Genomic DNA, 14,541 nt, shown 5'->3' with positions numbered 1-14,541 from the left:
GCCGCGTCCGCGTCGGCCCCCGAGGAGGCGTCGTCGTCCGCCACCCGCGTGTCACTCATCGGTTCGTATCCGGCCGCGAGGCACTAATCGTCCGGGGGAACCGGTCGTTTCGGCCGTCGTCTCGGGAGCGCTCAACACGAGCAGTAGTAGTCACGGCCCGAGAACTCCGTCTCGACGAGTCGCTGCGTCGGGCCGGGGTCGGCCGTGTCGAAGACGCCCGTCGTCACGCCGGCGTCGACGGGCCGTCCCCCGGCGACGGCGTGCCACTGCTCACCCGTCAGCACGTTCGGCGCGTCGCCGCTCGCCAGTCCGGCGAGGAGGTCACGGAGGTACACCCACCGCGACGCGCGTTCCCGGCCGCAAGCGCGCTCGACGTCGCCGTCGGTGACTGCCTCGTAGGCCGCCAGCGGGAGGTTCCGACCGGCCGCGACGGGGAGACCGATCCACTTCCACGGCCGGGTGTTGACGTCGAGCAGGACGTGTTCGCCCCGCTCCCTGTCGTAGACGAACTCGGACTCGCTGATGCCGTGGTAGCCGGCGTCGGCGAGCACCGACAGCGCCTGCTCCCTGACGGTCGCGTCCTCCACGACGTCGACGACGCAGGACGTGCCGAACGCACGGGGGTGACGCACCCGTGCGTTGCCGACGACGGCGAGCGGGTCGGGGGTGTCGGTCGAATCGTCCACGTCAACGCTACCCGGCGGGACGTACGACGCCAGCGACCGGTCCTCGCCGACCGCCACGTCGACCTGCTCCTGGGCCAGCACCCGGATGTCCGCCGACTGCGCCCGGTCGACCACCTCGGCGAACGCCTCGGCGTCCGCCACCTCGACGACGTTCGTCCCGAGCACCTCCTCGCCCTCGCGTTTGCGGGCCGGTTTGACGAGGAACGGGAATTCGAGCGCCTCGGCAGCGTCGGCCGGGTCGACCTCGTCCAGCGAGTACGTCTCGGGATAGGGCACGCCGAGTCGGTCGGCGCGGGCGTACAGTTCCTCCTTGTCGAGGACGGCCGGCGCGGCGTCGGCGTCGAACGAGAGACGGACGCCGTCGGGTCGCGTCTCGGCGAAGGCGTGGACCCACTCGTCCATACAGCCGAAGGCGACCGCCTCCCGGCCGATGCGGTCGACGAGTTCCTCCACGTCCTCGCGGAACGCGTCGCGGTCGTCGAGCGGGTACGTCACTTCCCCGGCAGCGGTGACGGCGGTCGAGGCCGGGGCGACCCCGTCGCCGCTCCGGTCGAGCGCGACGACGGGCACGTCGTGGGCGGCGAGCGCTCGCGCGACCCCGAGTCCCGTGATGTGCGCGTTGGCGACGAGCGCCGGCAGCCGGTCGAAGGTACGGTCGTCGAGCGCCGAACACAGGGCGTCGAACGACGAGAAATGACTCATAGGTCGGCTGGGGCCGTCGGGAGCAAAAGCGGACCGGACCCCGCCGACCGTGTGGCACGACGCACCCGCTCTCTCTCGCGCGACCGACCGCTCGTCGCCCGTGGCCAGCGTCCCTGTCGGCCACGACGGGTTCGACGGGACGACGACGGCGAATCGACTCCGCTCGGCGAGGCGCTACCGACGCCGTGTCGCCCGGTTCCACCGGAACGTTTTACCTCTACCACACGTTCGTTCGACACGTATGCCCTCCGGCAACGGCGACGTGGACGTGAACTTCTGCTCGCACTGCGGAGCGGGGCTCGACGAGAGCACCAACTACTGCCCGCAGTGCGGGACGAAGTGCCGTGAGACGACGCCACGGGAGCAGGCGACGACGACGCGAACGGCGAGTGCGACGACGGAGTCCACCGGAGGCCGAGGAACAGCCGGACGGACGGGGCAGGCGAGTTCGGCCCAGGCTATCGACGGCGTCGACCACGAACGGTTCCGGCGGCGCGTCGGCGACCACCTCGTCGACGGCTGGGAGATAGAACACGACCAGGGCGACAGCGTGTTGCTCCGCAAGCGGGAGTACGGCAGCGTCGGCGTCCACGTCCTGCTGTTCCTCTTCACGTGGGGCATCGGGAACCTCGCGTACGGCTGGTACAAGTACGCGAAGGGCGGCGACAGACGCCTCCTCCGGGCCGACGGCGACGACACGTACTCCCTCGAACCGGGGAGCAGTCCCTACGCGGACCAGTCGGACTCGTCGTTCGAGGGCGTCCCGGCGTATCTCGGTGGGGCGCTGGCGCTCGTCGTCGCCCTGGCGATGCTCGCCTCGCTCGACCTGTTCGCGATGGTGTTTAGCGTGTTCTTCTTCGTCGCCGCGCTGTGGATGATGCCCGCGACGCGACGACGCCTGAAGGACCGCCACCCGCCGACGTCGTTCGGCCACGTCCACACCACCGACGAGACGACCCGCGTCGACCCGGACAAGCCCTGCGTCGTCTGTTCGAAGGCGGTCGAGGAGGGCGTCGAACGGTCCTACCGAAAGGAGTACGTCGTCGCCGGGATTCCGCTGTTCACCACCGACTCCGGCGAGAACCAGTACTGTCGCTCCTGTGCGAGCGGCGGCCTCTCAGAGTACGACCAGGCGTCGAGGGCGGTCGAGGACCCGGTCGCCGACACCGAGCACTGAAGCCCCAGCCCCGACTCCGACGACCACGCGTTCTCCGGAAGGGACACACTCTCCGGCGTCGCGCCCGAACCGGTCCCCGTGACAGAGATGACCGCGTACGTCGTCGAGGAGTACGGCGACCCGGACGTGTTCTCACGAACGACCGTCGAGCGCCCCGACCCCGCGCCGGACGAGATTCGCGTGTCGGTGGTCGCCTCCAGCGTCAACCCCGTCGACTACAAGATTCGACGCGGCGACCTGCCCGACTTCGCCCCCGAGTTCCCCGCGCGCCTCCACTGTGACGTCTCGGGCGTCGTCGACGCCGTCGGCGAGGACGTCGACCGGTTCGATGAGGGCGACGAGGTGTACGGGATGCCCGGCGGAGCGGGGCGTCAGGGGGCGCTCGCCGACTACGTGGTCGGTGACGCGGGGACGTTCGCCCGCGCTCCCGACCGCATCCCGCTCGAAGACGCCGCCTCGTTGCCGGTCGTCGCACTGACCGCGTGGGAGCTGCTCACCGACAAGACGACTGTCGACCTCCGGGAGGAGGTGCTCGTCTACGGCGCGAGCGGCGGCGTCGGTCACGTCGGCGTCCAGCTGGCGAGGTGGCACGGTGCCGAGGTTACCGCGACGGGGTCGACCGAGGAGAAACGCGAGTTCGCGGCCGACCTCGGCGCGGACGCGACCGTTGACTACACGGAGACGGACGTCGCGTCGTACGTCGAAGAGCACGCGACCGGCGGCGGGTTCGACACGGTCTTCGACCCCATCGGCGACGACCACTTGGAGACCGCGTTCGAGGCGGTCCGGCCGTTCGGGACGGTCGTGACGACCGAGTCGAGTTCGACCCAGAACCTCTCGCCGATGCACGCCAACTCGCTGGACCTCGGCGTCGTGCTCGTCATCCTCCCGGTGCTCCTCGGCGAACGCCAGGAGCGAATCGGCGACGAACTCGCGGATATCGCTGCGCTCGTCGACGACGGAGCCATCGACCCGCACGTCGACGAACGCTTCTCGTTCGACGAGGTGGCCGACGCGCACCGTCGAGCGGAGGAGGGCGACTTCGTCGGGAAGCTACTGCTCGTGAACGAGTGAGGCGTCGGCGGACGCGAGGGACTGGAACGGACGTGAAGAACGAGAGGGCTGGAAGAACGGCCCTCGACTACAGGATGCCCATCTCCTCGAGTCGGTCCGGGAGGTAGGTGTCGGTGACGAAGTCCAGGCCGCGGGCGGCGAGCGCCTGCTGCTCTGCCTTCTTGTTGATGTCGAGCTGGAGTTCGATCTGTTCGCGCCAGTAGTCCGTCTGGAAGCGGGGGTCCTCCAGTTCGGACTCCAGCGCGTTGACGTCCGAGTCGCTGAGCGGGTCGGTCGGCAGGTCGTACTCGACGATGTCCGACGGCTGGATACCGATGAACTGGGCGTCCGGCGTCGCGAGGTACTCCGAGAGGTGTGCGGACTTGATGGAGCCGTACGAGACGGATCCGAAGATGCGGTACGACCACGGGTCACCGTCAGTGAACACGGTGACGGGGAGGTCGAGTTCGTCGTGGAGGCGCTTCGTGAGCCGACGGGTCGCACGCGCGGGCTGGCCACCGAGGTGGACGACGATGCAGCTGTAGTCCTCGTCGAAGCCGTTCTCGACGAGGCGGTCGCGCATCCCACCGGTCTCGACGCACATCACGAACTTCGCGTCGTGGTCGAGGAACTCGATGGTGTCGGGGTTGTTCGGAATCTGGTAGCCGCCCTGCCCGACGTCGTCCTGGCAGTGAATCTCCCGGGCGCCGCGGTTGGTCTGCTCGCGGAGCAGCAGCGGACCCATCACCTTCGCGCCGGACTCCTCCGGGCGCATGTGGAAGTCCTCGCGCTTGACGTGCGAGACGATCTCCAGGTCTTCGATGAGGCTGTTCGACTCGTCCTGCGTGTTGAACTGGGCCGCGTCGAGGTCCCAGGACTCGCTGAGGTAGTACAGTTCACGCAGGGTCGACGAGCGGTTCTCCTGCAGCTGGTTCTGGAGGAAGTCGATGACGTAGATGGCCTTCAGGAGCTTCTGTGCGCCACCGACCGTGTTCGCCGAACGCGTGGAGTGGCGGTCGCCGTACACCCAGACGCCCTGCTCCTCGTCGTACTCGATGTTGCTCTTCGTCCGCGTGGGAATCTGCATCGACGGCACCTCCCCCTCTGCGAACTGGTCGTAGAACTCCGCCGCGAGGTCGATGAGACGCTGGCGGGCGAGTTCGTCCTGTTCCGTCATGTTGCTGTCTGAGCTCATTTACGCATTCACCGTCAGTTTCGCGTCCTCGACGCCCTCGACGGAGACATCGAACGTCGCGTCGTCGCCGACCCGGTACTCCAGCACGGCGGTGTCTCCCGCCGAGACGGTCGGCGACCACTTCACGAACCACTCGCCGTCCATCTCGACCACCTGCCCGTCGTTCGGTTCGCCGGGGTCGGCGGTCACGATGTCCGTGACGTCGAGGCTCGCGTTCGTGTCGGAGAAGTTCCGGACGACGAGCCTCACCGTGCCGTCCTCGACCGACCGCTCGACGAGGACGTTGTTCATGATGCGGGCCAGCGAGTCGCCGACCTGTAGCTGGTCGCGCTCGGTAACCTCCGAGAGCTTGTCGGCCATCCGCGGGAGGATGTCGGCGATGACGTCCTGCTTGCGCTGCCGTTTTTCCATCGAGCGTCGCTTGTTGAGGTAGCGCTTCAGTTCGCGGGCCGCCTCCCGCAGCGCGAGTTCTATCTCGTCTTCGATGCCGGGGACGTTCGCGATGGCGTCCTTCGACTCGCTCGTGAACGGGACGTTCGTGGACGCGACGTGGATCATGAACACGGCGGGGCCGTTGGGCATCCCGCTGCCCCCCGGCTGGTCGAGGCCGTAGTTGCGCCAGTTGATGCGCTTGACGACGTCCGTCGAGGCGCACGCGCCGCGCTGGTAGACCAGCGGGACGCGGTTCGCGAACCGGAGGACGTCGACCTGTCCCTCGGCGGGCAGGTCGCCGCCGTAGGCGATGCCAGCCTCGACGATGAACGGGTCGCCGCCGTGGACCTCCGCGTCGCGGGTCGCCGCCGCGAAGAAGTCGGCGTCGTACTCCTTCTCCAGTCCCGCCCGGACCAGGTCGTCCGTGATGGGCGCGAGGCAGTCGGTCGGCGGCGAGAGGATGTCCGTCTCGCGCATCGCTTCGAGCAGTTCGCTCGCGGTGTCGCGGTCGCCCTCGGTCTCCGAGACGCTCGGTGCGTCGTCCGGGACCGTCCGGCAGACGCTCCAGAACGCGTCGACGACGTTCTCGCGGGCGGTCTCGCCGAAGCTGACCTCGTCGCGTTCCTTCGTCCGCTCGGCCGCCCGGTCGACGAATTGCGAGAGCGTGTCGTAGGTGACGCGGTCACGCGGGTCCTCGCTGTTGGCGAACGCCGTCTCGATGCGCCGGGCGAGGGCCTCGACGGCCGCGTCGTCCTTCTTGCTGGTCGTCGCGTCGTCGACGAGTCGGTAGCAGTCGGCCGCGCGACTGGTGACGATCGCTCCCCACGCAGCCTCGACGGCGTTCTCGCGGACCGTCTCGCCGAACGTGACGCCCTGCTCGTCCTCGGTCGCGTCCGCCGCGTTCCCGACGACGGTGACGAGTTCGTGATGGGAGATGCGTTCCCGGGCGTCGAGCACCTTCATCACGGCGTCCGTGAACGCTTCGGTCGCCTCGGCACCCTTGCCGTTGACGGCGTCGGTGATGGCGGCCGCCACGTCAGCCTCATCCTGGGAAGCAGGTGGCGACCACGCCATCTCGCGGCCGTAGTGTCGGTCGCGGAAGTGCTCGACGACGCTGTCGGCGGTCTTCTGCCCGACGCGGGTGAACTCCGTCTGGAGGAACCCCGAGACGCTGTAGGAGTCCGTGGCCCCGAGCATCTTGATGAGCGTCCCGAGTTCGACGCCGTGGGGGTGCGGGCGAATCTCCGTCGTCTCGGCGGGCAACTGGTCGGTCGCTCGCTCGTACTTCAGGTGCTCGGAGGGTTCGCGGAATTCGATGCGGGCGTGGGGGTTGACGACCGCAGTGTGCTTGATGTAGTCGTGGAGTTGCTGGCGGGCACGCATGTTCGCCTCCATCTCCAGTTCGATGCGCGTCCCGTGGGTCCGCTCCCAGGTCGTCGTGTCCTCGACCGAAATCTCGGGTTCGTTCGAGTCCGTGTCGATGATGAGTTCGAAGTACTCCGCCTGCGAGGAGCCCTGTGTCTTCGACGTTATCTTCGCGGGCTTCCCGGAGGTGAGCTGTGAGTAGAGGACGGCCGCGGAGATACCGATACCCTGCTGCCCGCGGGACTGCTCGCGGGCGTGGAACCGAGAGCCGTAGAGGAGCTTCCCGAAGACCTTGGGAATCTGTTCTTTCGTGATGCCCGGTCCGTTGTCCTCGATGACGAGGCGATAGTAGTCGCCCGCCTCCGCGATTTCGACGTAGATGTCGGGGAGGATGCCGGCCTCCTCGGTCGCGTCGAGGGCGTTGTCGACGGCCTCCTTCACCGCCGTCACCAGCCCCCGGGCGCCCGAGTCGAACCCGAGCATGTGCTTGTTCTTCTCGAAGAACTCGGCGATGGAGATGGCTCGCTGGCCCTTGGCCAACTCCTCGGCGACGTTGCCACCGCCGCCGAGTTCCGACTGGTATGACGTCATCCTGTGCGGTCCCTTACTACCGGGTGGTTAAAACCTCCTCGTTACCGAGGTGAAAGTGAATCCGGACCGGAGACGGACGCCACCGAGGGTGGCTCCGTGACTAAGTTTCACATTCACTCCGCGCGCGCGTGCGGGAGCTTTATGTGTCGGAACTTCCAAAGAAATCCAAGTAGTTCATGTCGCAGGATTCAGAGTACGGCGCAGGACAGATTCAGGTCCTCGAGGGCCTCGAAGCTGTCAGAAAGCGCCCGGCTATGTATATCGGCTCGACAGACTCTCGCGGCTTGCACCATCTCGTCTACGAAATCGTCGACAACTCCATCGACGAGGCGCTCGCGGGCTACTGTGACACCATCGAGGTCGTCATCAACGAGGACGACTCGGTCACGGTCCGTGACGACGGCCGGGGCATCCCGGTCGACACGCACGCCGAGTACGACCGCCCCGCGCTGGAGGTCATCATGACCGTCCTCCACGCCGGCGGGAAGTTCGACAACAAGTCCTATCAGGTCTCCGGGGGACTGCACGGCGTCGGCATCTCCGTCGTCAACGCGCTCTCGAAGTGGTTGGAGGTCCAGGTCAAGCGCGACGGCGGCGTCTGGAACCACCGCTTCGACCACGGCGAACCCGAACCCGAGAAGTTCGAGCGCGTCCGGGAGATGGACGCCGACGAGGAGACGGGCACCGAGATAACGTTCTGGCCCGACGACTCCATCTTCGAGGTGACGGAGTTCACCTACTCGACGCTCGAATCCCGGCTCCGCGAACTCGCCTTCCTCAACCCCGGCGTGAGCATCACGCTCCGCTCGGAGCCCGACGACAAGGAGGCCACCTTCGAGTACGAGGGCGGCATCCGCGAGTTCGTCGAGTACCTCAACGAGACGAAGACCGCCCTCCACGACGACGTCGTCTACTTCGACGCCGACGCGGAGACCGACGACGGCGTCGTGCAGGTCGAGATAGCCATCCAGGCGACCGACGGCGTGCAGGGCTCCATCCACGCGTTCGCCAACAACATCAACACCCGCGAGGGCGGCACCCACCTCACCGGGTTCAAGACGGCGCTCACTCGCGTCGTCAACGACTACGCCAACGCGCAGGGCCACACCGACGACATCGACGGCAACCTCAAGGGCGAGGACATCCGCGAGGGTCTCACCGCCGTCATCTCCGTCAAACACCCCGACCCGCAGTTCGAGGGCCAGACGAAGACGAAGCTCGGCAACAGCGAGGTCCGGGGCATCGTCGAGAGCGCCGTCCACGAGGAACTCGGGACGTACCTCGAAGAGCACCCCGACACCGCGGAGATAATCATCCGGAAGGCCGTCGACGCCGCCAAGGCCCGGATGGCCGCGAAGAAGGCCGAAGAGCTGACCCGCCGGAAGTCGGCGCTCGAATCCACCTCGCTGCCGGGGAAGCTCGCGGACTGCCAGACCCGCGACCCCTCCGAGGCCGAACTGTTCGTCGTGGAGGGGGACTCGGCGGGTGGGTCCGCGAAGCAGGCACGCGACCCCAAGTTCCAGGCCATCCTCCCGCTGTTCGGGAAGATCCTCAACGTCGAGAAACACCGGCTCGACCGGGTGCTGGAGAACGACAAGATACGCAACCTCATCACCGCCATCGGGACGGGTATCGGCGAGGAGTTCGACATCGAGGAGGCGCGCTACCACAAGATCATCATCATGAGCGACGCCGACGTCGACGGCGCGCACATCCGGACGCTCTACCTCACCTTCCTCTACCGGCACATGCGGCCGCTGCTCGAAGCGGGCTACGTCTACGCCGCCCAGCCGCCACTCTACCGCATCCGGTACAAGGGCGAGACGTACGACGCGATGACGGAGGTCGAACGCAAGGAGATCGTCGAGGACGTCTGTGGCGGGTCGCCAGACCAGGTCCAGCGGTTCAAGGGCCTCGGCGAGATGAACCCGAAACAGCTCTGGGACACGACGATGAACCCGGAGAACCGTATCCTCAAGCAGATAACCATCGAGGACGCGGCGGCAGCAGACCGGATGTTCTCGGTCCTGATGGGCGACGCCGTCGGGCCGCGAAAGCAGTTCATCAAGGAGCACTCGAAAGAGGCCGAGTGGGTGGACATCTGATGGTCCCCGCCGACTCGCCCGCGAACCGAGCGACCGCACCGACGCGAAGAGCGACCCCGACCCCTACGAGGCACCCATGAGTTCAGACCTACCCGGCGATTCACCGGACGTCCCGGCGGAGCGCATCAACCCGGTCCGCGTCGAGGAGGAGATGGAGCAGTCGTACATCGACTACGCGATGAGCGTCATCGTCGGACGGGCGCTCCCGTCGGCCAAAGACGGGCTGAAACCCGTCCAGCGGCGCATCCTCTACGCGATGCACGAGGCGGGCATCACGTCGAACGCGGGCCACCGCAAGTGTTCGAACATCGTCGGGGACACGATGGGGAACTACCACCCCCACGGCGACCAGGCCATCTACGACGCACTCGCGCGGATGGCCCAGGACTTCTCGCTGCGCTACCCGCTCGTCGACGGGCAGGGGAACTTCGGGAGCGTCGACGGCGACCCGCCCGCCGCGATGCGGTACACGGAGGCGCGGATGGCCCCCATCGCCGAGGAGATGCTGGCCGACATCGAGAAGGACACCGTCGACTTCGAGGGGAACTACGACGACCGGTTGACCGAACCGACCGTCCTCCCCGCCGCCGTCCCGAACCTGCTGCTCAACGGGGCATCGGGCATCGCCGTCGGGATGTCGACGAACATCCCCCCGCACAATCTGGGGGAGATCGTCGACGCGGCCATCGAGGTCATCGACGACCCCGACTGCACCGTCATGGACCTGATGGAGCACGTCAAGGGGCCGGACTTCCCGACGGGCGCGAACATCGTCGGCCGGGAGGGTATCGTCGACGCCTACCAGACCGGTCGCGGGAAGCTCCGCGTTCGCGCGGAGCTGGAGGTCGAAGAGGAGGAACGGCGCATCGTCATCACGGAACTCCCGTACCAGGAGAACAAGGCGCGGCGCATCGAGCGCATCGCAGACGACGTGAACGACGGGCGCATCGAGGGCATCTCGGACATCCGCGACGAGTCCGACCGCGAGGGCATCCGCGTCGTCATCGAACTCAAGCGCGGCGCGAACGCAGACGTGGTGCGCAACCAGCTGCTCGAACACCACCTCGAACGGACGTTCAGCATCATCTCGCTGGCGCTGGTCGACGGGCAGCCCCGCGTCCTGAACCTGAAGGAACTGCTCGAACAGTTCGTCGAGCACCGTCGCAACGTCGTCCGTCGGCGCTCGCAGTTCGAACTCGACGAGGCCGAGGACCGCGCGCACATCCTCGAGGGCCGACTGCACGCGCTGGACCACGTCGACGAGGTGGTCGACCTCATCCGCGGCAGCGAGGACCGCGACGCCGCGCGGTCGGCGCTGGAAGAGCGGTTCGACTTCTCCGAGCGCCAGTCCGACCACATCGTCCGGATGCAACTCGGGAGCCTCACCTCCCTCGAAGCCGAGGAACTCCAGAACGAGTACGAGAAGGTCTCGGCCGAGATCGAGCGCCTGGAGACCATCCTCGGCGACGAGTCCGAACTGCTCGGCGTCATCAAAGAGGAACTCCGCGACATCAAAGACGAGTACGACGACGACCGTCGGACCTCCATCGTGGAGGACTACGGCAACGTCACGCGCGAGGACCTCATCCCCCGAGAGGAGATGGTCGTCGTCCTCACCCAGGAGGACTACGTCAAGCGGATGCCGCTGTCGTCGTTCGACCCCCAGCACCGCGGCGGGAAGGGCATCATCGGGGCCCGACTCAAGGACGGCGACCGGGTGTCGAAGGCGTTCCAGGCGAGCACGCACGACTACCTGCTCTGTTTCACCGACAAGGGCCAGGTCCACCAGCTGAAGACCTACGAACTGCCGGAGATGGGCCGCACCGCCAGGGGGCGGTCGGCGGTCAACATCCTCACGCTCGACCGCGACGAGAACGTGACGGCCATCGTCAACGCCGACGAACTCGACGAGGACGAGTTCCTGACGATGGCGACCCGCGGCGGGTACATCAAGCGCACCCCCGTCACCGAGTTCGACAACATCCTCTCGACGGGCATCCGCGCCGTCAAACTGGAGGAGGGCGACGAACTCGTCGACGTGGCCGTCACCGACGGCTCGGGCGACGTCATCATCGGGACGCGCGACGGCATGACCATCCGGTTCGACGAGGCCGAGGCCCGCTCGATGGGCCGCTCCGCGCGCGGCGTCAACGCCATCAAACTCCAGGGCGACGACGAGGTGGTCGGGCTCGTCGGAACGACCGACGGCGACACCTCGCTGCTGACCGTCACCTGCAACGGCTACGGCAAGCGGACGAAGCTCTCTGAGTACCGCGTCCAGTCGCGCTACGGGAAGGGGCTCATCGACATCAAGACCAACGAGCGCAACGGCGTCGTCGCCGCGCTGGAGACGGTGACGCCCGACGACGACCTCGTCATCATGAGCGAGGACGGCCAGATCATGCGCACCCACGCGGGGGAGGTGTCCGAACAGGGGCGCAACACGATGGGCGTGCGCGTGATGCAACTCGACGCCGACGACCGGGTCGCCAGCGTCGACGTGTTCTCACCGGGGAGCGACGAGGACACCGACGAGGAGGACGCGAGCGTCGAGAGCGGAGACGGCGACGAGTAACGGACTGCGCAGTTCTCCTTCGGCGACCAGTACACGACGGAGCGACGCGTGCAGACTGCCGGCCATCCCACCGCCAGTGCCGCCGACCGCCAGCGCGATGCTACGACTCGCGGTCGGGACCGTGGTGGTCGGGGGCGTCGTCGAGGCCGCCGCGCCGTTCGTCCCACTCCGCGAGCGCGTCGAGTTCGGCCGACGACCGCCCCGCGCCGACGCCGATCCGTCGTTCCAGCGTCGCCGGGTCGTCCGTGACCGACCCGACACGTCGCGCGATGACGACCAGCGGCCCGACGACGACCGCGAACAGACCGGCGAGGAGGCCGCCGGCGAGCGCCTGGGCGGACGACGCGCCACCGAGGACGAGCAGTGTGGCGACGCCCAGCGAGACCACGCCGGCGGTCGCGGCGAGGAGCGCGGCCCCGCGACGGAGTGACTGCGTCATGGGGACGCTTCGTGCCGAGCGGGTAAAGCGTCCGTGACCGTGCGGCCGGGTGGACGATACGGGACGTCCCGAGGTGGCTGTGCAGGGTGACCCGAGCAGCGCAATCGGCGTCGGATGGTCCTCGGGACGGTGACTGACCAACCGCCTGCCACGCCAGCGAGACGGCTTCTCGCGGTGATATCGGCGCAGGCCGGCGTTACGTTCTTTGCGCGTGCGACCCAATCACTCATCGAATGAGGCGCGATTACTTCACGCTCGACGTGGACGCCACGGGTCCGAAGCCAGTGGCGACCGTCGAGTTCGACGGCCCGGCAGGGCTGTTGGACGAGCGACTGACCGACGAGTCGGGCGCTCCCCTCGACGCCGACGGCGTCGACATCTCCTACCGTCTTCGCGAACCGATGGCCGACGACGCGAACGGCGTCCTCGCACTCTCCGACCGCTACACCGGCGAGTTCCGGTTCGAGGTCGACGCGACGGCGGTCGACGTCCGCGCGCTCGTGAGCGCGGCCCGCGAGTGTGAGGACGACGAGGACGGCCAGTTCAGGTTCGTGGTCCGGCGGAGCGACGGCGACACGGCACTCGAAATCGACGTCGACACGCTCCTGGTGTACGACGAGAACGGCGGCCTCCTCCGACGCCACTCGCTCGTCTCCAGCGGCGTGGAACTCTGAGGCGGTCGAGGGGGAGCGACGACCGGGGCGCACCGTGAGCCAGTCCTCCAGCGAGCCAGTCCTCCAGCGAGCCAGTCCGCCGACTGTAGCGACGGCGGGAAGGAGGGGACACGGCGAGCAGGGGGACCAGAGACGAAACCAGCTAAGTAGCCGCCGCCGATGCGTGCAGTATGGAACTCTTCGGGACCGCGGGTATCCGCGGCGACGCACGCAAGCGCGTGACCCCGGACCTCGCGCTCTCGGTCGGGCGGGCGATGGCGCACGAGATACGCGACCGGAGCGAGAGCGACGGAACCCGTGACGAACTCGTCGTCGCCCGCGACGGGCGGACGACGGGGACCGCGCTCGTCGCGGCCGTCGAGGCGGGCGCGACGAGCGGCGGTGTCCAGGTCCGACGCGCGGGACAGCAACCGACGCCGACGCTCGCGTTCGCCTCGCGGGGCCGCTACGGACTGCAGGTCACCGCCAGCCACAACCCGCCGACGGACAACGGGCTGAAACTGTTCGTCGACGGGTCGGAGTTCGACGGCGACGCCGAGGGACGCATCGAGGCGTCGGTCGCCGAGGGCCTCGACCCCGTCCGGTGGAACGAGTGGGGCGACTCCTCGTCGGTCGACCCGCTCCCGGCGTACCGTGATGCGGTCGGCGAGTTCGCACTGGGGCACGGCGACCCGCTGGCGGGCCAGACGGTCGTCGTGGACTGCGGGAACGGGATGGCCGCCCGCGCCACGCCGCAGGTGCTCAGGGCGCTGGGTGCGCGCGTCGTCGCGCTGAACGGCAACGTCGACGGCCACTTCCCCGGTCGGCCGTCGAAACCCACCCCGGAGACGCTGGGGGACCTCATGGCGTTCGTCGCCGACGCGGACGACGACGTGCTCGGCATCGCCCACGACGGGGACGCGGACCGCATCGTCGTCGTCGACGCGGCGGGCGAGGTGGTCCACGAGGACACCATCCTCGCCGTCCTCTCGGAGCACTACGTCCGGACTGCCGACGCCGTGGACCCCGTGGTCGTGACGACGCCGAACGCGTCCGGCCGCATCGACGACCGGGTCGAGGCCGCCGGTGGGCGCGTCGAGCGAGTCAAACTGGGGTCGCTCCACGAGGGCATCGCCAGCGCGCGGGCCGCGGGTGGTGACGTCGTGTTCGCCGGTGAGCCGTGGAAACACGTCCACACCGCGTTCGGCCCGTGGATAGACGGCGTCGCCAGCGCCGCCGTCCTCTCGGTGCTGGTCGCCGACCGAGGACTCGCGGCGCTCCGCGAACCGGTCACCGAACGCCCCTACCGGAAGGTGAGCGTCGACTGTCCCGACGAGGCGAAGACGGGTGCGATGGCGACGCTCGGTGCGACGCTCCCCGAGGCGTACCCGGAGGCCGCCGTCGAGACGGAGTACGGCGTCCGACTCGCGTTCGACGACGGGTCGTGGGTGCTCGTGCGACCCAGCGGGACCGAACCGTACGTCCGGGTGTACGCGGAGAGCGAGGACGTCGACTCGCTCGTCGGGGACGTGGTCGGCCGGGTCGAACGCGCCGTCGCCGAGGTGTGA

10 protein-coding genes are annotated in these 14,541 nt (G+C 68.1%); 6 read left to right on the top strand and 4 right to left on the bottom strand.

Features of this window, described 5'->3' with window-relative positions:
* Positions 1-131: 131 nt before the first annotated feature.
* The gene (locus MX571_RS12655) at positions 132-1,388 is read right to left on the bottom strand and encodes a carboxylate--amine ligase (RefSeq protein ID WP_247417240.1); all 1,257 of its coding nucleotides are present in this window, start codon (positions 1,386-1,388) and stop codon (positions 132-134) included.
* Positions 1,389-1,629: 241 nt separating this feature from the next.
* On the opposite strand from MX571_RS12655, the gene MX571_RS12650 reads away from it, so the two are divergent.
* Complete coding sequence (locus MX571_RS12650) at positions 1,630-2,565, top strand: zinc ribbon domain-containing protein (RefSeq protein WP_247417237.1); 936 nt, start codon at positions 1,630-1,632, stop codon at positions 2,563-2,565.
* An 87-nt stretch (positions 2,566-2,652) separates the two neighbouring features.
* The gene (locus tag MX571_RS12645; RefSeq protein ID WP_247418483.1) at positions 2,653-3,639 is read left to right on the top strand and encodes a zinc-binding dehydrogenase; all 987 of its coding nucleotides are present in this window, start codon (positions 2,653-2,655) and stop codon (positions 3,637-3,639) included.
* A gap of 67 nt (positions 3,640-3,706) precedes the next feature.
* Here MX571_RS12645 and MX571_RS12640 read toward each other — a convergent pair whose 3' ends face one another.
* Positions 3,707-4,813 (bottom strand): DNA topoisomerase IV subunit A, encoded by a 1,107-nt coding sequence (locus MX571_RS12640; protein ID WP_247417235.1) that lies wholly within the window; start codon positions 4,811-4,813, stop codon positions 3,707-3,709.
* The gene (locus MX571_RS12635) at positions 4,814-7,201 is read right to left on the bottom strand and encodes a DNA topoisomerase VI subunit B (protein WP_247417232.1); all 2,388 of its coding nucleotides are present in this window, start codon (positions 7,199-7,201) and stop codon (positions 4,814-4,816) included.
* Positions 7,202-7,377: 176 nt separating this feature from the next.
* On the opposite strand from MX571_RS12635, the gene gyrB reads away from it, so the two are divergent.
* Together gyrB and gyrA are read left to right on the top strand one after the other, a co-directional pair.
* A complete protein-coding gene (gyrB, locus tag MX571_RS12630; protein WP_247417230.1) occupies positions 7,378-9,306 on the top strand; it encodes a DNA topoisomerase (ATP-hydrolyzing) subunit B in 1,929 nt (642 codons plus the stop codon).
* A 76-nt stretch (positions 9,307-9,382) separates the two neighbouring features.
* Entirely contained in the window at positions 9,383-11,881 is a 2,499-nt protein-coding gene (gene gyrA, locus MX571_RS12625; protein ID WP_247417228.1) for a DNA gyrase subunit A, read from the top strand.
* A gap of 100 nt (positions 11,882-11,981) precedes the next feature.
* On the opposite strand, the gene MX571_RS12620 is transcribed toward gyrA, so the two are convergent.
* Positions 11,982-12,320, bottom strand: a complete 339-nt coding sequence (locus tag MX571_RS12620; protein WP_247417225.1) for a hypothetical protein — start codon at positions 12,318-12,320, stop codon at positions 11,982-11,984.
* 233 nt (positions 12,321-12,553) lie between these two features.
* Here MX571_RS12620 and MX571_RS12615 point away from each other — a divergent pair, with 233 nt between their 5' ends.
* Both MX571_RS12615 and MX571_RS12610 read left to right on the top strand, forming a co-directional pair.
* Entirely contained in the window at positions 12,554-12,994 is a 441-nt protein-coding gene (locus MX571_RS12615) for a DUF5793 family protein (protein WP_247417223.1), read from the top strand.
* 170 nt (positions 12,995-13,164) lie between these two features.
* A complete protein-coding gene (locus tag MX571_RS12610; RefSeq protein ID WP_247417221.1) occupies positions 13,165-14,541 on the top strand; it encodes a phosphohexomutase domain-containing protein in 1,377 nt (458 codons plus the stop codon).

This window comes from Halomarina salina (assembly GCF_023074835.1).
Lineage (GTDB): Archaea > Halobacteriota > Halobacteria > Halobacteriales > Haloarculaceae > Halomarina > Halomarina salina.
This window is presented reverse-complemented; position numbering and strand designations above follow the sequence as displayed.